The following is a 16,373-nucleotide window of genomic DNA, read 5'->3' on the forward strand; positions in this document are numbered from 1 at the left end:
ACCAGAGGTCGTCAGCGGAACACCTCGACCGCGCAGCGCAGCCCCGGCGCGTCGGCGAGGCGCGCATCGCCGGTGACCAGAGCCGCGCCCAGGTGCTCGGCGAGGGCGACATATCCGGCGTCATGGCTCGACAGATTCTCGCGCAGCTCCCACGCGCGATCCGTGAGCAGCGACCACGGCCACAGGTCGACCGGCAGGGCGTGGGCGGCGGACCGGGCGGCGGCGCCCTGTGCGGCCGACAGGTGGTGGCCGAGGACGAGACCGCGCACGCCGCTGTCGACCTCGGCGGGCAGCAGCGCGGGTGCATGCAGGGTGCTCGCGCTCAACCGTTCGGCGAGGGCGGATGCGGCATCCGACCGCGACGTCACGAGGGCGATCACGACCGACGCGTCGACGACGACCGGCTCGGGGATCGCCTCATCGCCGGCCGGCATGCACGGCCTCGAGGATGTCATCCATCGCCACGTCCGGATAGGACTGGGCGCCCAGCCGCGCACGTGCGATGGCCTCGGCGGCGCTCGGCGTCGCGGCCAGCCGGGCCAGCTGCAGGCTTAAGTACTCCTGCAGCGACCGCCCGGAGCGCGCGGCCCGCGCGGCGAGCTCGTCGCGCACGTCGTTCGGAACGTTGCGCACGGTGATCGTCACTGCCACGCCGCTATTCTAGCGTCACAATCTGCATTATGCATGCACGCGCGCACCGCGCCCGGATTCTGTGAGTTGCCGGAAATGGCTGGAATGCCCCGGGTTGTTCCCGCCACTTCTGGCAACTCACACAACTCTCGGGCGGGCGCGCCGCCGCCACCGGCGGAATACCGTGCACCCGCGGTCGCGTTGTCCTACCTCGGGGGCCAGTTCGTGCGCCCCCGGGTAACACGTCGTAACAGCGACGGTGACGCCGGCCCGGCGGCGAGAGGATGGACGGATGGGTTCGAACAGCGACGCCGCACAGCGGCACGCGCACTGGCGGCGCGACCGGACGGAGTCGGTGACCGGCCCCCAGGGCAACCTGGCGCTGGTCGAGACCCGGTGGTACCCCGCCGGCACCACGATCCCCGCCGCTGACCTGCAGACCACTGAAGACGGCGTCACGATCACGACGCTGCGCCGAGTCGACCTCGACACCGGGCTGACGCAGGAGGGCCTGCGCCGGTGGGATGCCGGCTCGCCCGCGATCAAGGCATTCACCGGCATCGACGCCTATCCGTACGATCCCGCCTGGGTGGTCACCGGCCGCTACACGCCGCTGGATTCGGGCCACACCGTCGAATTCGAGCACATGCGCGACAACGGCCGCACCCGCGACCTGGCCGTGCCCGGCCGCATCGACGTCGAGATCGGCGGCGCGGCCTATGCGCTGAGCGCCTTCGACGACGACGGCACGCTGCTGCTCGTGTTCGCCGACCCCTCCGGCGGCACCGAGACCTATGCCGCGGGGCGCTTCCTCTTCGTGCAGCGCGACGCCGACAGCTATCACGCCGAAGGCGAGGTCACGCTCGACTTCAATCGCGCGTTCGTCCCGCCGTGCGGCTTCAGCGACCAGTACAACTGCCCCTTCCCCCCGCCGTCCAACCGCCTCGCGGTGCCGGTGCGCGCCGGCGAGAAGGTCGTGCTGTTCGCACCGGATGCCGCAACCCAGGCAACCCCCACACCCCACTGATCCGCGCGCACGACGGTGGCGCCTCCGCGACGCCGCCGACGCCGCACCTCATCATCCACAGCACAACAAGGAGAACAATGCGCAGGGCACGCCCGCTCGCAATCATCACCCTGGCGGTGGCCGCCGCGACCGTCCTGGCCGGCTGCGTCGGCAGCTCGACTCTGCCGCAGGCACCCTCGGGCTCATCCGACCAGAACGCGACGATCAACGTCGGCTCCATCTACGAGCCGCAGAACCTGGACAACACCGCCGGCGGCGGCCAGGGCGTGACCGAGGCGCTGAACGGCAACGTCTACGAAGCCCTCTACAAGCTCGGCGACGACGGCAAGGTCACGCCCCTGCTCGCGGCATCCGACAAGCACAGCGACGACGGCCTGACCTACACCTTCACACTGCAGAAGGGCGTCACGTTCCACTCCGGCCAGCCGCTGACCGCCGCCGACGTGAAGTACAGCATCGAGAAGGTGCTCGGCCCCGATTCGCAGTCCGCGCGCAAGAGCGACCTCGCCGTGATCAGCAAGGTCGCCGCCCCCGATGACAGCACCGTCGTGGTCACCCTCTCCAAGCCCTCGATCTCGCTGATCTACAACCTCAGCTACGTGTGGGTCATCCAGCGCGATGCGAAGAACCTGAAGACCACCGAGGACGGCACCGGCCCCTACACCGTCAGTGGCTGGAAGCAGGGGAGCTCTTTGACCCTGACCCGCTTCGACAAGTACTGGGGCACGCCCGCGGCCAACAAGCAGGTCGTCTACCACTACTACAAGGACGCCACCGCCGAGAACAACGCACTGCTGTCCGGCCAGCTCGACATCGTCACGGGTGAGCAGAGCCCAGATGCGCTCAGCCAGTTCGAGAACAACCCGCAGTACAAGGTCAACAACGGTTCGTCCACGACCAAGCTGCTGCTCGCGTTCAACGACAAGAAGGCGCCGTTCGACAAGACCGCGGTGCGCGTGGCGATCACCCGCGCCATCGACCGCCAGGCCCTGCTGAAGTCGATCTGGGGCGACTACGGCACCGTCACCGGCTCGATGGTGCCGCCCACCGACCCCTGGTACGAAGACCTCAGCGGCGTCTACCCGTTCGACCAGGCCAAGGCGAAGCAGGAGCTGACCGCCGCCGGCTACCCGAACGGGTTCAGCTTCACGCTCGACACGCCCAACTATGACCCGCACCCGCAGGCCGCCGCGTTCATCAAGCAGCAGCTGTCGAAGATCGGCGTCGAGGTGAAGATCAACATCATCACCCCCGACGAGTGGTACACGAAGATCTACCAGAACCACGACTTCGCGGCGACCATGCAGGAGCACGTCAACGACCGTGACGTGGTCTGGTACGGCAACCCGGACTTCTACTGGGGTTACGACAACCCCGCGGTGACGGCCCTGATCAACAAGTCCGAGCAGGCCGGGACCGCCGACGAGCAGACCGCCGATCTGAAGCAGGCGAACGAGATCATCGTGCGCGATGCGGCCAGCGACTGGCTCTACCTGTACCCGCAGATCGTCGTGGCCAGCACCTCGCTCAGCGGCTACCCGATCAACGGGCTGAACTCACAGTTCTACGTCTACAACATCAAGAAGCAGGGCTGAGGGGCGCGATCAGCGAGAATCGAGAGCGGATGCCGTAACCGCGGCATCCGCTCTCGCGGCGCGTGAAGGGGGAAGTCGATGCTCGCGTACGTTCTGCGACGACTGATCTTCCTGCTCGTGTCGCTCGCGGCCGCCGCCGCGATCACCTTCGCGCTGCTGCGGCTGCTGCCCGGCGACCCCGCCAACGCCCTGGTCGCCGTGGGCGCCACGCCCGAGCAGATCGCCGCCGCACGGCACGCGATCGGCTCGGACCAGCCGCTGCTGCAGCAGTTCTTCACCTGGGCCGGGCAGATGGTGCGCCTGGACCTGGGGTCGTCGTTCGTGAGCAGCCTGCCGGTCGGCCCGCAGATCGGCCAGCGGCTGCTGGTGACCCTGCCGCTGACCCTGATCGCGTTCGCGCTAGCGATCGTCATCGCCGCTCCGGTCGGGTTCATCGCCGCGCGGTACAGCCGGTCGTGGATCGGCATCGCCTTCTCGGCCGTGTCGCAGCTGGGCATCGCCGTGCCGGTGTTCTGGATCGGCATCCTGCTGGTGTGGGCCTTCGCGCTCGGCCTGCGGGTGCTGCCGGCCGGCGGGTTCCCGCAGCAGGACTGGGCGAATGTCGGCGACGCGCTGCGTTCGCTCACACTGCCGGTGATCACGATCGCGGTCGTGATGTCGGCATCCATCGCACGATACGTGCGCTCGACGTGCATCGACGTGATCGGCAGCGACTTCCTGCGCACCTTCCGGGCGCTGGGGGCGAGCTTCGGCGACGCGATGCTGCGCCACGGCGTGAAGTCGGTCGCCGTGCCGCTGGTGTCGGTGCTGGGCATCGAACTGGCCACCACCTTCCTGGGCGCCGTGGTCGTCGAGAACGTGTTCGCCCTGCCGGGGTTGGGGTCGATGCTGGTCACCGGCATCGCCCAGCACGACTACCCGACCATCCAGGGCGTCATCTTGGTGACCACACTGCTCGTGCTCGTGGTCGGATTCATCGCCGACCTGGTGCAGCGCCTGCTCGACCCGCGGCTGCGAGGAGGGCTGCTGTGACCGACACCCTGCCCACCGCGCCCGTCCGGCCGACCCGCCGGCAGCGGCGCTGGTCGGTGACCGCGACGCTGGGCCTGGTCATGGTCGGCGTCGTCGTCGCGGTGGCCCTGATCTCGCTGGTGTACCTGCCGTACCCGCCCGACCAGATCGGCGGGGGCCGGCTCACCGGCCCGTCGACCGCGCACTGGCTGGGCACCGACACGCTGGGCCGCGACCTGCTCGCCCAGCTGATGGTCGGCGCGCGGATCGCGCTGATGGCCGGCGCCGGCTCGGCGCTGCTGGCGGGGGTGCTCGGAATCGTGCTGGGCCTGCTCGCGGCGTTCGCGCAGCGCTGGTTCGACGACGGCGTCGCCGCCGTGCTCGACGTGCTGATCGCCTTCCCGTCGCTGCTGCTGGCGATGCTCGTGGTCGCTGCCCGCGGGGCGACCCTGGGCTCGGCGATCCTGGCGATCGGCCTGGCCTCCAGCGCCGTCGTGGCACGGCTGACCCGGATCCTGGCCAAACGCGTGCTGAGCCAGCAGTACGTGCTGGCCGCGCGCACCTCGGGCACGAGGTGGTTGGGCATCGTCATCCATCACATCCTGCCCAACATCTGGCCCACCCTCGCGGTGATCGTGGCGCTGCAGTTCGGGCTGGCGGTGCTCGCCGAGGCGAGCCTGTCGTACCTGGGGCTGGGCGCGCCGCCGCCGAACGCCTCGTGGGGCAGCCTGCTGCAGCAGGCGCAGGGCACCGTCTACGTCGCGCCGCTGGGCGCGATCGCCCCCGGCATCGCGCTGATCGTGCTGGTGCTGGGGATGAACCTGCTCGCCGACGGCATGCAGGACGCCTTCGACCCCACCCGGAGGCGGCGATGACCGAACCCGCGCTGGCCGTCGAGCATCTGACCATCCGCACCGACGACGGGCGGGTGCTCGTCGACGACCTCAGCCTCGAGGTGCCCTCTGGCGCCCGGCTCGCCCTGATCGGCGAATCGGGGTCGGGCAAGTCGCTGACGAGCCTGGCGATCATGGGCCTGCTGCCCGACGGGATGACGGCCGCCGGCAGCATCCGCGTCGCCGGCCACGAGATGGTGGGGGTGTCGGATGCCGCGGCCCGGCGCGTGCGCGGACGCACGGTGGGCATCGTGTTCCAGGAGCCGCTGACCGCACTGGACCCGCTGCAGCGCCTGGGCGACCAGCTCGGCGAGGCGCTCACCCGCGCCGCCGCCGCGCGGTCGGGCACGGCGTCGGGCGGGCAGGCGCCGCGCGGCCAGATGGCGCGCGGTCGGATGGCGCGCGGTCGGATGTCGCGCACCGAGCGCCGCGCCGCGGTGCGGGCCGCGCTGGGCGATGTGCGCCTGCACGAGCCCGACCGCATCGCGCAGTCGTACCCGCACGAGGCGTCGGGCGGTCAGCGCCAGCGCGTCGCGATCGCCATGGCGCTGGCCGCACGCCCGGACCTGCTGATCTTGGACGAGCCGACCACTGCGCTGGATGTCACGGTGCAGGCCGAAGTGCTGCAGCTGCTGGACGGCATCGTCGCCGGCGGCGCCATGGCCACGCTGTTCGTCAGCCACGACCTGGCCGTCGTCGCGCAGATGGCCGATTCCGCCGTCGTGCTGCGCGGCGGCCGCGCCGTGGAGCGCGGCACCGTCGCGCAGCTGCTGACGGCCCCGCGCGAGGAGTACACCCGGCTGCTGGTGACCGCCGCGCGGTCGCTGGATGACGCGCTGGATGTCGGGGGCGAGCGATGAGCGCGCTCTATGAGCTCGACGGCGTCGGCTTCCGATACCGCCGCGGCGGCCCCGTGCTCACCGACATCTCGGTGCGGATGGAACCGGGTCAGCACCTGGGCATCGTGGGGGAGTCCGGTGCCGGCAAGTCGACGCTGCTGCGCCTGCTGCTCGGACTCTCCGCCGCCACCGAGGGCACCCTGCGCGCCGATGGCACACCGCTGGAGGTCGGCGACCGGGAGCGGATGCGCGCGCACCGCCGCTTCGCGCAGCCCGTCTTCCAGGACCCCTACTCCTCACTGAATCCGCGGCAGCGGATCGGCCGCACCGTCGGCGAGCCGCTGCGCTCGCTGAAGATCGCCTCGGGCGCTGCTGCCGACGAGCGGGCGCGCGATGCCCTGGCCGCCGTGGGCCTGGAAGCCGACGCCGCCGGCCGCTACCCGCACCAGTTCTCGGGCGGACAGCGCCAGCGCATCGCGGTGGCCCGCGCACTGGTGGCCCGACCGCGTGTGCTGCTGGCCGACGAGCCGGTCTCGGCGCTGGACATGGTCACCCGCGTCACGATCATCGACCTGCTCGAGCGGCTCAGCGCACCGGCCGGCGACGCCGCAGCGGCCGGCACAGCGGGTGCGCCGCCGGTGACGCTGGTCGTCGTCTCGCATGACCTCAGCATCATCGCGCTGCTGTGCCGCAACGTCATCGTGCTCGAACGCGGCCGCATCGTCGAGCAGGGCCCGATGGCCGCCGTGCTCGGCGCGCCGACACACCCCTACACGCAGAAGCTGCTCGCGAGCATCCCGCGTATTCCGCGCGCGTGATCCGCCGCCGGTGCCGCGCGGCATCCGTCACCGCACGAGCATGAGCGAGAACTCGATCGTGCCCTTGTCCTCTACCTGCACGAACCCCAGGTGGGGGGCGTCGACGCCGAAGTCGGCGAAGGTGACGGGGATGCTGCCGGCGACCTGTCCCGACTCGCCGTCGAAGGCGGCATCCAACTGCACCGCGACCGTGCGCGTCACACCGGCCAGAGTCAGCTCGCCGGTGGCGGTGACCGGCTGGGCGACGCCCAGCCGCGGAGCGGATGCCGCCGTCACCGGCTCGGTGAGCACGAACGTCGCCGTCGGGTGCCGGAACGTCTTCATCGCAGTGTTGCGGAAGTACGAGTCACGGCTTCCCATGTCGCTCGTGATCGAGGCGACATCGACCGTGATGGATGCCGCGGTCAGCGCCTGCCCCTCGACGGTCAGCGCGCCGGTGACCTGGTCGGTGCGTCCGACGACGGTGACGTCGGTGCCGTTGAGCACCTCGTCCACCCGGTAGCCGGCGTACGACCCGCGCCCGAGTTGCCAGGCACCCTGCACGTCGGCTGGGTCGACGCCGGCTCCCGCCGTGAGGGCGCTCGCCGTCACGGCGGGGATCGGCGCCGCCGCGCCGACGACGACGTCGCGGTAGAACATCGGAGCGGAGACCGCGGCGATCGCGCCGACGGCCACCACGCCGCCGGCGATCAGGACGGTGAGGGTGCGCTTTCTCATCGCCTCCACCGTAAGCGGCGGGGATATGAGATCGCCCACAGCCGCCACTCCCGCGGGGCGGCCCGGGACGCGGCCGCAGGCCCGTGCGTGCACTTCAGTCTGCCCGCGCACAGCAATTCCCGGGCAGACTGAAGTGCACACGGTCTCGCCACAGGGAGGCAGGCATGAGCAACCTGGAGAAGGACCCGCAAGAAGTGGTCTGCCACGACGGCGGGCTGCCCGGGCCGCGGTCGGCGTGCGCCGACGGCGCACCCGTCGAGATCATCACCGCCCGCGAGGTGCCGCTGGGCGGCCCCCGTGCGATGACGGTGCGGCGCACGCTGCCGCAGCGTCAGCGCTCGATGATCGGGGCATGGTGCTTCGCCGACCACTATGGACCCGACGACGTGTCGAAGACCGGGGGGATGGATGTCGCGCCCCACCCGCACACCGGACTGCAGACCGTCAGCTGGCTGTTCGCCGGCGCGATCGATCACATCGACTCGGGCGGCAACGTCGGCGCGGTTCTGCCCGGCGAGATGAACCTGATGACGGCCGGCACCGGTATCTGCCACAGCGAGGTGTCCACCCGCGAGACGACGACGCTGCACGGCGTGCAGCTGTGGCTGGCATTGCCCGACGCCGTGCGCAACAGCATCGGCCGCGTCTTCGAGCACTACGCGCCCGAGCCGGTGCACTTCGACGGCGGCACGGCCCTGGTCTTCCTCGGCGCCATGCTCGGCTCGACATCCCCCGTCGCGGTGCACTCGCCGCTGCTGGGGGCCGAGATCCGCCTGGATGCGGCCGCCACGCTCACCCTCGACGCCGACCCCGCCTTCGAGCACGGCCTGCTGGTCGATGCGGGGGATGTCAGCCTCGAGGGCGTGCCGGTGCCGGCGGGCGCCCTCGGCTACACCGGCATCGGGTCGAACCGGCTGCGCATCAGCAACGAGGGCACCTCGCCCGCGCGGCTGATCCTGCTGGGCGGTGCGCCGTTCGAAGAGGACATCGTGATGTGGTGGAACTTCGTCGGCCGTGACTCCGACGAGATCGCCCGCTTCCGGCAGGAGTGGCAGGACCACGGCGACCGCTTCGGCCGGGTCGACGGATACGTCGGCCTCGGCGGCCCGAACAGCCTGACCCGCATCCCCGCGCCGACCCTGCCGACCGTGCGGCTGCGCCCGCGCCAGAACCGGCCCCCGCACGTGCAGCAGTAGCGCGCACGGCTCAGGCCGCGGCATCCTCCGCCGGCTCGGCCACCCGGCGCAGCGCGGCCATCGCGGCGCGTCGCCCCGCACGGGTGGCGCCCAGGGTGGACGCCGACGCACCGTAGCCGGCCAGATAGAGCCCGGGCATCTTCTCGACCGTGACGCCGTCCGCGCCCATCAGGATCCCGCCGCTGCGCTCGCGGATGCCCAGCCCGCGCAGATGCGCGATGTGCGCGCGGAATCCGGTGGCCCACAGCACCGTGTCGATCGGGGTCTCCCACAGCGACCCGCCTCCCGGCGCGGGCATCCGCCCGGGCAGGGGCGCCGCGGGCCCGGCGATCGGATCGGCCGCGCCCTGGGTCGGATAGTCGGTGCCATCCGGCCCCGGTCCGTCCAGCACGACGCTGCGCGCGCCGAACCGCACCAGCGGTCCCCGGCTGACCAGCAGCCCGGATGCGGTGTCGGGCGAGTACAGCTCGTTGATCGGGATGCCCGTCGCCGCCGACACCGACAGCGGCGGCAGCCCCTGCCGGGTGCGCGCCGACACCGACTTCTCGACATCCAGTCCCCAGTCCGGGGTGAACGGACGTGCGGTCCACTGCGGCGTGCGCCGCGTGGTCCACACCGTCTCGGCGCCGTGCGCGTGCAGCTCCTGGATGAACTGCAGCGCTGAGGTGCCGCCGCCGACGACGAGCACGCGCTCGCCGCGGAAGTCCTCCGCCGACCGGTAATCGTGCGTGTGCAGCTGCCTGCCCGCAAAACGCTCGATTCCCGGGTAGTGCGGGATGTAGGGGCTGTCCCAGGTGCCGGTCGCGCTGACGAGGGATGCCGCGGCCAGCGGCCCGCGCGAGGTGTGCACGACGAAGCCGGCATCGTCGCGGGTCACTCCTGTCGCCCGCACCGGACGGAGCACCGGCAGGGCGAAGCGGTGCTCATATTCGCCGTAGTAGCGCGGGACGATGCGGTTCGCCGGCTCGGTCGGGTCGGGCGAATCGATCGGTGCCGCCGGCAGAGGATGGATGCCGTGCGCGCCGCCGAACGTCAGCGAGTCCCAGCGGTGGCGCCATGCGCCGCCCGGTCCCTCGTTCGCGTCGAGCACGACGAAGTCCGTCCACGGCGTCAGGCCGCGTGCCGCCAGGTAATAGGCGGCCGAGAGCCCCGCCTGCCCCGCGCCGATCACGACGACCGGCAGCATCCGCCCATCGAACACATCCGCCATACCCAGAACAGCGTCGGCGCCCGCTGGTCTATTCCGCTGCATAGACCTCGGGGCGGGTTCAGCGCTTGCGCTGCGGGCGCAGGATGACCCCGAAGATCCAGTTGATCACCGTGATCAGCAGGGCCGCCACCACGCCCCACCAGAAGCTGTCCACCCGCAGGCCCCAGCTCCACCAATGCGTGAGCCACGCCGTCACCCAGAGCAGGAATCCGTTGACGACCAGCGAGATCAGCCCGAGCGTGATGATGTACAGCGGGAACGCGACGATCTTGATGACCGTGCCGACGATCGTGTTCACGATCGCGAAGATCGCGGCCACCGCGAGCAGGGTCAGCACCAGCTGCAGAGTCTGGCCGGGCGGGAAGGCGATGACCGACACCGTCAGCGCCGGGATCAGCGTGACGACCCAGATGGCGAAGGCGTTGATCACGACCCGGATGATGAAGCGCATCGGGCAATTGTGGCACGGACGGGCGTGGAAGCGCCTGGATGCGGCCGAGTGCGCACCCGGGCACGGGCAGAACTCCTCTGATATCGACGCAGGCACCCGGCAGACGCGTGATTTCCGGCCGGATGAGCGCGGATCGGAGGAGTTCCGCCCGCGCCGCAGCTGCCACGCACGCACTCTCGTAGACTCGGAACCGTGACCGAAGACGTTCCTGTCCGCATCCGCCCCGCGATCGCCGCGCTGCCGCCGTACAAGCAGGGCAAGCAGGCCGAGCCGGGCACCTTCAAGCTCTCCAGCAATGAGAATCCATATGAGCCGCTGCCCAGCGTGGTCGAATCGCTGCGCGAGACGGTCGGCGTGAACAGGTACCCGGATGCCTCGGCCTCGCGCCTGCGGCACCGACTGGCCGAGCGGTTCGGCGTGCTGCCCGACGAGGTGCACATCGGCGCCGGCAGCGTCGCGATCCTCTCCCAGCTGATGCTGGCGGCTTCGGGCCCCGGCGACGAGGTGGTCTACGCCTGGCGCAGCTTCGAGGCCTATCCCGGGCTCGTGCTGATCGCCGGGGCGACTCCGGTCGAGGTGCCGCTGACGCCCGACGCCCGTCATGACCTCGACGCGATGGCCGCCGCCGTGACCGAGCGCACCCGGGCGATCATCGTCTGCAGCCCCAACAACCCCACCGGCCCGATCGTCACGCAGGCCGAGTTCGAGGCGTTCCTCGACAAGGTCCCCGCCGACCTGCTGGTGATCCTCGACGAGGCCTACGCCGAGTTCGTCACCGACCCCGACGCCGTCGACGGCCTGATCAAGCTCGGCCGCGCCGACCACCCCAACGTGGTCGTGCTGCGCACCTTCTCGAAGGCGTTCGGCCTGGCCGGGCTGCGCGTCGGCTACGCGATCGGGCACCGCCGCATCCTCGACGCGGCCCGCTCCACCGCCGTGCCGCTGTCGGTGACCGCGCAGTCCGAAGAGGCGGCACTGGCGAGCCTGGACGCCGAGGCCGAGCTGCTGGCGCGCGTGCACGTGATCGCCGAGCGCCGCGACCGGCTCGCGGCGGGCCTGCGCGCGCAGGGCTGGCGCGTGCCGACCGCGCAGGGCAACTTCGTGTGGCTGGCCACCCGCGACGAGACGATGGATGCCGCCGCCCGCTTCGAAGCGGGCGGCTGCATCGTCCGGCCGTTCGCGGGGGACGGCATCCGCGTCTCGGTCGGCGAAGAGGAGTCTGTGGAGAAGATACTGCAGATCGCGACATCCATTGTCGAAGCCCTCCCAGAAGGCCATTCGGGGCGCGCGTTAGCGTAGAACGGTGACCCAGACCGAGCGCCTGACCGTGGACGAGCCGGGCCTGGTGCGCATCCTCGCCGCCGACGGCAGCTACGCCCCCACTCCGGCCGCGGAGCCCTACCTGCACCACATCGAGCAGCTCGCCGACGCCGACCTCGAGCAGTTCTATCGCGACATGGTCGTGGTGCGGGCCTTCGACACCCAGGCCACCAACCTGCAGCGGCAGGGCCAGCTCGCGCTGTGGCCGCCCAGCTACGGGCAGGAGGCCGCCCAAGTCGGATCGGCGCACGCCGCCCGCCGCCAGGACCACCTGTTCCCCTCCTACCGCGAGCACGCGGTGTGCATGATCCGCGGCGTCGACCCGATCGACATCATCCGGCTGATGCGCGGGCTCACGCACGGTGGCTGGAACCCTGCCGACCCGGCGGTCGGCAACACCCACCTCTACACGCTCGTGCTCGGCTCGCACACGCTGCACGCCACCGGCTTCGGCATGGGCCTGGTCTTCGACGGCCGCTGCGGCACCGGCGACGCCGACCGCGACGAGGCCGTCATCGTGTACTACGGCGACGGCGCCTCGAGCCAGGGCGACGTGCACGAGGCGATGGTGTTCGCCGCCAGCTACCAGAGTCCCGAGGTGTTCTTCCTGCAGAACAACCAGTGGGCCATCTCGGTGCCGGTGACCACCCAGGCGCGCGTGCCCCTCGCCCGCCGCGGCTCCGGGTACGGCATCGAGTCGATTCAGCTCGATGGCAACGACGTGCTCGCCAGCTTCGCCGTCGCCCGCAGCGCGCTCGACGCGGCCCGCGCCGGCTCCGGCCCGCGCGCGATCGAGGCGGTCACTTACCGGATGGGCGCGCACACCACCAGCGACGATCCGACCAAGTACCGCACCGCGGCCGAGGAAGAGGCATGGGCCCGGCGCGACCCGATCGCCCGGATGCGCGCGTATCTGTCGCACCGCGGCGCCGCCGAGTCCTTCTTCACGGACGTGGATGCTGCGGCCGCCGCGGCCGCCGAGGAGGTCCGCGCGCGCACCATGGCGTTGGGCTCGATCCCGACCGCGACGATGTTCGACCACGTCTACTCCGAGCCGCATCCGCTCATCGACGCGCAGCAAGCGTGGCTGGCCGAGTACGAGGCCTCCTTCGAGGAGGGCGTCCGATGAGCGACCAGCCGGCGCCCGGCATCCAGACCCTGCCCTTCAGCCGTGCCCTCAACGCGGGCCTGCGCGCCGCGATGACCGCCGACGATCACGTCCTGCTGATGGGCGAGGACATCGGCCGGCTCGGCGGCGTGTTCCGCGTCACCGAAGGGCTGCAGGCCGAGTTCGGCACGCAGCGGGTGCTCGACACGCCGCTGGCCGAATCCGGCATCGTCGGCACCGCGATCGGCCTGGCGATGGCCGGGTTCCGCCCGGTGGTCGAGATCCAGTTCGACGGATTCGTCTTCCCCGCATTCGACCAGATCACCACCCAGCTCGCGAAGATCACGAACCGCCATGAGGGATCGCTGCGGATGCCCGTCGTGATCCGCATTCCCTACGGCGGGCACATCGGCGCGGTCGAGCACCATCAGGAGAGCCCCGAGACCTACTTCGCGCACACCCCCGGGCTGCGCGTGGTCTCGCCGTCGACCCCGAACGACGCGTACTGGATGATCCAGGACGCGATCGCCTCGAACGACCCGGTGGTCTTCCTCGAGCCGAAGGCGAAGTACTGGCAGAAGGGCGAGGTCGACACCACCGCCCGCGCCGCCGCGCTGCACGCGTCGCGCATCGTGCGCCGCGGCACCGACGTCACCCTGGTCGGCCATGGCGCCATGGTCACGATGCTGCTGCAGGCCGCAGCCTTGGCCGAAGGCGAGGGCGTCTCGTGCGAGGTCATCGACCTGCGCTCACTGTCGCCGATCGACTACGGCCCGCTGCTGGATTCGATCCGCCGCACCGGCCGGATGGTCTGTGCGCAGGAGGCGCCCGGCAACGTCTCGGTCGGCAGCGAGGTCGCGGCCACCGTGATGCAGCGGGCGTTCTATGCGCTCGAGGCGCCGGTGCTGACCGTGTCGGGCTTCGACGTCCCGTTCCCGCCGGCGGGGCTCGAGGGCGTGTTCCTGCCCGACCCGGACCGCATCCTCGAGGCCGTCGACCGCGTCCTCGCCTACTGAGCCCTTGCCCGCCGACGATCGAGAGGCACCACCGATGAGCACCCAGACGTTCCTCCTGCCGGATGTCGGCGAGGGGCTGACCGAGGCCGAGATCGTGCAGTGGCGCGTCGGCCCCGGCGACGCCGTCGCGGTCAACGACGTCATCGTCGAGATCGAGACCGCCAAATCCCTCGTCGAGCTGCCCTCGCCGTTCGCCGGCACGGTCGGCGACGTGCTGGTCGCCGAAGGCGTGACCGTGGATGTCGGCACCCCGATCATCACGATCGCGGGGGAGGAAGCCGGCACACCGTCGGACGGCCCCGCCGCGGCGCCCGGCGACGTCACTGTCGGCCGCAGCGCGCACGGCGAGCCCGAGTCCGAGCCGGCCGGCGCGGTGCTGGTCGGCTACGGCACCGGCGGCCAGGTCGCCTCAAGGCGGCGCAAGGCGGCCCAGCGGCAGGTGCGGGCATCCATCGGCGTCGTCGCCAAGCCCCCGATCCGCAAGCTCGCCCGCGACCTCGACGTCGATCTGGCCGACGTGACGCCGTCCGGCGCCGCCGGCGAGATCACCCGCGACGACGTCATGGCGCAGGCGTCACAGGCCAGCGTCTTCCGCAACATCGAGACCCCGGAGTGGTCGGACGTGCGCGAAGAGACCATCCCGGTGCCGCCGGTCGCCGTCGATGAGCGCACCGAGACGATCCCGGTCAAGGGCGTGCGCAAGGCCACCGCCACGGCGATGGTCGGCTCGGCCTACAGCGCGCCGCACGTGACGGTGTGGACGGACGTCGACGCCAGCCGCACGATGGAGCTCGTCAAGCGGCTCAAGGCGTCACCGGACTTCGCCGACATCAAGGTCTCGCCGCTGCTGATCATGGCGCGGGCCGTGATCTGGGCGGTGCGGCGCACCCCGATGGTCGGCGCGGCGTGGGCCGACGTCGACGGGGGCGCCGAGATCCGGGTGCGGCACTACGTCAACCTCGGCATCGCCGCCGCGACGCCGCGCGGCCTGCTGGTGCCCAACATCAAGGACGCCCAGAACCTGTCGATGCGCGAGCTGGCCAAGGCGCTTGAGAAGCTCACCGTGACCGCGCGCGAGGGCAAGACGACGCCCGCCGAGCAGCAGGGCGGCACCATCACGATCACCAACATCGGCGTGTTCGGGATGGATGCCGGCACCCCGATCATCAACCCCGGCGAAGCCGGCATCGTCGCGCTGGGCACGATCAAGCAGAAGCCGTGGGTCGTCGACGGCGAGGTGCGCCCCCGCTGGGTGACCACCGTCGCCGGATCGTTCGACCACCGGGTGGTCGACGGCGACGGAATGAGCCGGTTCATCGCCGACGTCGCGTCGATTCTGGAGGAGCCCGCGCTGCTGCTGGACTGAGGTCGGCTCTTCCCGCCCGCCCCTCTTCGCCCCCGGCCGCGGTGCCGAACTCGCTCGCGGCCCCTGGTGCCGAACTCGCTCGCGGCCCCCGTGCAGAACTCCTTCGATCCGGCACGCGGGGGCGCCGCTAGGCCGTTGCGGGCTCGGGATCGGCCGGTTCGGAGGAGTTCTGCACAGCCGGCCACCCGCCCAAGTTGAGAATGATTCTCATTACACTTAGGCTGTTCCCGTGCGACGACGACTGACTCTGATGGCGCTGGCCACGGCCGCGATGACCATGCTGGCCGGCTGCGCCGCGACGCCCGCGGGCGACCCCGCCGCCGTGCAGGTGGTGGCATCCACCAACGTGTACGGCTCGATCGCGGCGGCGGTCGGCGGCGACCGGGTGCAGGTGAAGTCGGTGATCGACTCGATGGCGCTGGATCCGCACGAGTTCGAGGCCGGCGCGCAGGATCAGCTGCTGGTCGCCCGCGCGGATCTGGTCATCGACAACGGCGGCGGATTCGACCCGTTCATGAACGGGCTGGTGAAGGCATCCGGCACGAAGGCCACTGTGCTGACGGCCGTCACGCTCTCGCCGGAGTACTCCGCCGACGGCGCCGCGAAGCACGACGCCGACCACGCGCTGGACCACCTCGCCGACTTCAACGAGCACGTCTTCTACGACCCCGCCGTGATGGGGGCGCTCGCCGACCGGATCGCCGCCGCGCTGACGAAGATCGACCCGGCGGGGGCGACCGAGTTCGCGGCCAACGCGAAGACCTTCGACGCCGGGATCGCGGCGATCACCGCGAAGCTGGGCGCGCTGAGGGCGGCGCACGGGGGCGCGGGCGTGTTCGTCACGGAACCGCTGCCGCTGTATCTGACCGACGCCGCCGGGCTCGCCAACAAGACGCCGGATGCCTTCAGTCAGGCCGTCGAGGACGGTCAGGACGTCGCGCCTGCGATCCTGCTGCAGGCGCTGCGCATCGTCTCGTCGGGCCAGGCGGCGGCCGTGATCGTCAATGCCCAGGCCGGCGGACCCGAGACGACGCAGGTGGCGGCGGAGGCGAAGAAGGACGGCATCCCGGTCATCTCGTTCTCGGAGCTGCTGCCGGATGGCACGACCTACCTGACCTGGATGACCGCCAACGTGCAGGCCCTGGCCGGCGCCCTGGGGTGAGCCGGATCCGCGCT

At 71.1% G+C, this 16,373-nt stretch carries 17 protein-coding genes; 12 read left to right on the forward strand and 5 right to left on the reverse strand.

The features are described 5' to 3' along the window. Positions 1-11: 11 nt before the first annotated feature. Both ABD705_RS02335 and ABD705_RS02340 read right to left on the reverse strand, forming a co-directional pair. Entirely contained in the window at positions 12-434 is a 423-nt protein-coding gene (locus tag ABD705_RS02335) for a type II toxin-antitoxin system VapC family toxin (protein ID WP_344780108.1), read from the reverse strand. Continuing rightward, on the reverse strand, positions 418-651 hold the full coding sequence (locus tag ABD705_RS02340; RefSeq protein WP_344780110.1) for a FitA-like ribbon-helix-helix domain-containing protein: 234 nt from the start codon (positions 649-651) through the stop codon (positions 418-420). Before ABD705_RS02340 ends, ABD705_RS02335 begins: the two co-directional genes overlap by 17 nt. Before the next feature lie 271 nt (positions 652-922). Between ABD705_RS02340 and ABD705_RS02345 the strand changes: the two genes are divergently transcribed. The 6 genes from ABD705_RS02345 to ABD705_RS02370 all read left to right on the forward strand — a co-directional run bounded on the left by ABD705_RS02345 (position 923) and on the right by ABD705_RS02370 (position 6,813). Continuing rightward, positions 923-1,657 carry a DUF1684 domain-containing protein gene (locus tag ABD705_RS02345; protein WP_344780112.1) on the forward strand — a complete coding sequence of 245 codons (735 nt, stop codon included), beginning with the start codon at positions 923-925 and terminating at the stop codon, positions 1,655-1,657. Between the two features lie 77 nt (positions 1,658-1,734). Continuing rightward, a complete protein-coding gene (locus tag ABD705_RS02350; protein WP_344780114.1) occupies positions 1,735-3,252 on the forward strand; it encodes an ABC transporter substrate-binding protein in 1,518 nt (505 codons plus the stop codon). Between the two features lie 78 nt (positions 3,253-3,330). Continuing rightward, complete coding sequence (locus ABD705_RS02355; protein WP_344780116.1) at positions 3,331-4,284, forward strand: ABC transporter permease; 954 nt, start codon at positions 3,331-3,333, stop codon at positions 4,282-4,284. Continuing rightward, entirely contained in the window at positions 4,281-5,138 is an 858-nt protein-coding gene (locus tag ABD705_RS02360; RefSeq protein ID WP_344780118.1) for an ABC transporter permease, read from the forward strand. Before ABD705_RS02355 ends, ABD705_RS02360 begins: the two co-directional genes overlap by 4 nt. Continuing rightward, positions 5,135-6,016, forward strand: coding sequence for an ATP-binding cassette domain-containing protein (locus tag ABD705_RS02365; RefSeq protein WP_344780120.1), 882 nt, complete (start codon positions 5,135-5,137; stop codon positions 6,014-6,016). Before ABD705_RS02360 ends, ABD705_RS02365 begins: the two co-directional genes overlap by 4 nt. Then, positions 6,013-6,813, forward strand: coding sequence for an ABC transporter ATP-binding protein (locus tag ABD705_RS02370; RefSeq protein WP_344780122.1), 801 nt, complete (start codon positions 6,013-6,015; stop codon positions 6,811-6,813). The genes ABD705_RS02365 and ABD705_RS02370 overlap by 4 nt, the downstream gene beginning before the upstream one ends. Before the next feature lie 27 nt (positions 6,814-6,840). On the opposite strand, the gene ABD705_RS02375 is transcribed toward ABD705_RS02370, so the two are convergent. Continuing rightward, positions 6,841-7,530, reverse strand: coding sequence for a YceI family protein (locus ABD705_RS02375; protein ID WP_344780124.1), 690 nt, complete (start codon positions 7,528-7,530; stop codon positions 6,841-6,843). Positions 7,531-7,694: 164 nt separating this feature from the next. On the opposite strand from ABD705_RS02375, the gene ABD705_RS02380 reads away from it, so the two are divergent. Further along, entirely contained in the window at positions 7,695-8,726 is a 1,032-nt protein-coding gene (locus ABD705_RS02380; RefSeq protein ID WP_344780126.1) for a pirin family protein, read from the forward strand. Between the two features lie 10 nt (positions 8,727-8,736). On the opposite strand, the gene ABD705_RS02385 is transcribed toward ABD705_RS02380, so the two are convergent. Further along, positions 8,737-9,936, reverse strand: a complete 1,200-nt coding sequence (locus ABD705_RS02385; RefSeq protein ID WP_344780128.1) for an FAD-dependent oxidoreductase — start codon at positions 9,934-9,936, stop codon at positions 8,737-8,739. Positions 9,937-9,994: 58 nt separating this feature from the next. After that, positions 9,995-10,387 carry a phage holin family protein gene (locus ABD705_RS02390; protein WP_344780130.1) on the reverse strand — a complete coding sequence of 131 codons (393 nt, stop codon included), beginning with the start codon at positions 10,385-10,387 and terminating at the stop codon, positions 9,995-9,997. Positions 10,388-10,579: 192 nt separating this feature from the next. On the opposite strand from ABD705_RS02390, the gene ABD705_RS02395 reads away from it, so the two are divergent. From ABD705_RS02395 to ABD705_RS02415, 5 genes are all read left to right on the forward strand, one after another. Next, positions 10,580-11,686: a histidinol-phosphate transaminase gene (locus tag ABD705_RS02395; protein ID WP_344780132.1), complete on the forward strand. Its 1,107-nt coding sequence runs from the start codon at positions 10,580-10,582 to the stop codon at positions 11,684-11,686. A 4-nt stretch (positions 11,687-11,690) separates the two neighbouring features. Beyond that, positions 11,691-12,836: a thiamine pyrophosphate-dependent enzyme gene (locus ABD705_RS02400; RefSeq protein WP_344780134.1), complete on the forward strand. Its 1,146-nt coding sequence runs from the start codon at positions 11,691-11,693 to the stop codon at positions 12,834-12,836. Next, a complete protein-coding gene (locus tag ABD705_RS02405) occupies positions 12,833-13,831 on the forward strand; it encodes an alpha-ketoacid dehydrogenase subunit beta (protein WP_344780136.1) in 999 nt (332 codons plus the stop codon). The genes ABD705_RS02400 and ABD705_RS02405 overlap by 4 nt, the downstream gene beginning before the upstream one ends. A 34-nt stretch (positions 13,832-13,865) precedes the next feature. Next, positions 13,866-15,197: a dihydrolipoamide acetyltransferase family protein gene (locus ABD705_RS02410; RefSeq protein WP_344780138.1), complete on the forward strand. Its 1,332-nt coding sequence runs from the start codon at positions 13,866-13,868 to the stop codon at positions 15,195-15,197. A 229-nt stretch (positions 15,198-15,426) separates the two neighbouring features. Further along, a complete protein-coding gene (locus tag ABD705_RS02415) occupies positions 15,427-16,359 on the forward strand; it encodes a metal ABC transporter solute-binding protein, Zn/Mn family (RefSeq protein WP_344780140.1) in 933 nt (310 codons plus the stop codon). Positions 16,360-16,373: the final 14 nt, after the last annotated feature.

It is taken from the genome of Microbacterium kribbense (assembly GCF_039537285.1).
Taxonomy (GTDB): Bacteria; Actinomycetota; Actinomycetes; order Actinomycetales; family Microbacteriaceae; genus Microbacterium; species Microbacterium kribbense.

What these genes read in the sequence shown, in the direction of transcription:
- ABD705_RS02335 (WP_344780108.1), bottom strand. Translation starts at nt 434, where the DNA reads ATGCCGGCCGGCGATGAGGCGATCCCCGAGCCGGTCGTCGTCGACGCG.
- ABD705_RS02345 (WP_344780112.1), top strand. Translation starts at nt 923, where the DNA reads ATGGGTTCGAACAGCGACGCCGCACAGCGGCACGCGCACTGGCGGCGC.
- ABD705_RS02350 (WP_344780114.1), top strand. Translation starts at nt 1,735, where the DNA reads ATGCGCAGGGCACGCCCGCTCGCAATCATCACCCTGGCGGTGGCCGCC.
- ABD705_RS02355 (WP_344780116.1), top strand. Translation starts at nt 3,331, where the DNA reads ATGCTCGCGTACGTTCTGCGACGACTGATCTTCCTGCTCGTGTCGCTC.
- ABD705_RS02365 (WP_344780120.1), top strand. Translation starts at nt 5,135, where the DNA reads ATGACCGAACCCGCGCTGGCCGTCGAGCATCTGACCATCCGCACCGAC.
- ABD705_RS02370 (WP_344780122.1), top strand. Translation starts at nt 6,013, where the DNA reads ATGAGCGCGCTCTATGAGCTCGACGGCGTCGGCTTCCGATACCGCCGC.
- ABD705_RS02375 (WP_344780124.1), bottom strand. Translation starts at nt 7,530, where the DNA reads ATGAGAAAGCGCACCCTCACCGTCCTGATCGCCGGCGGCGTGGTGGCC.
- ABD705_RS02380 (WP_344780126.1), top strand. Translation starts at nt 7,695, where the DNA reads ATGAGCAACCTGGAGAAGGACCCGCAAGAAGTGGTCTGCCACGACGGC.
- ABD705_RS02385 (WP_344780128.1), bottom strand. Translation starts at nt 9,936, where the DNA reads ATGGCGGATGTGTTCGATGGGCGGATGCTGCCGGTCGTCGTGATCGGC.
- ABD705_RS02390 (WP_344780130.1), bottom strand. Translation starts at nt 10,387, where the DNA reads ATGCGCTTCATCATCCGGGTCGTGATCAACGCCTTCGCCATCTGGGTC.
- ABD705_RS02405 (WP_344780136.1), top strand. Translation starts at nt 12,833, where the DNA reads ATGAGCGACCAGCCGGCGCCCGGCATCCAGACCCTGCCCTTCAGCCGT.
- ABD705_RS02410 (WP_344780138.1), top strand. Translation starts at nt 13,866, where the DNA reads ATGAGCACCCAGACGTTCCTCCTGCCGGATGTCGGCGAGGGGCTGACC.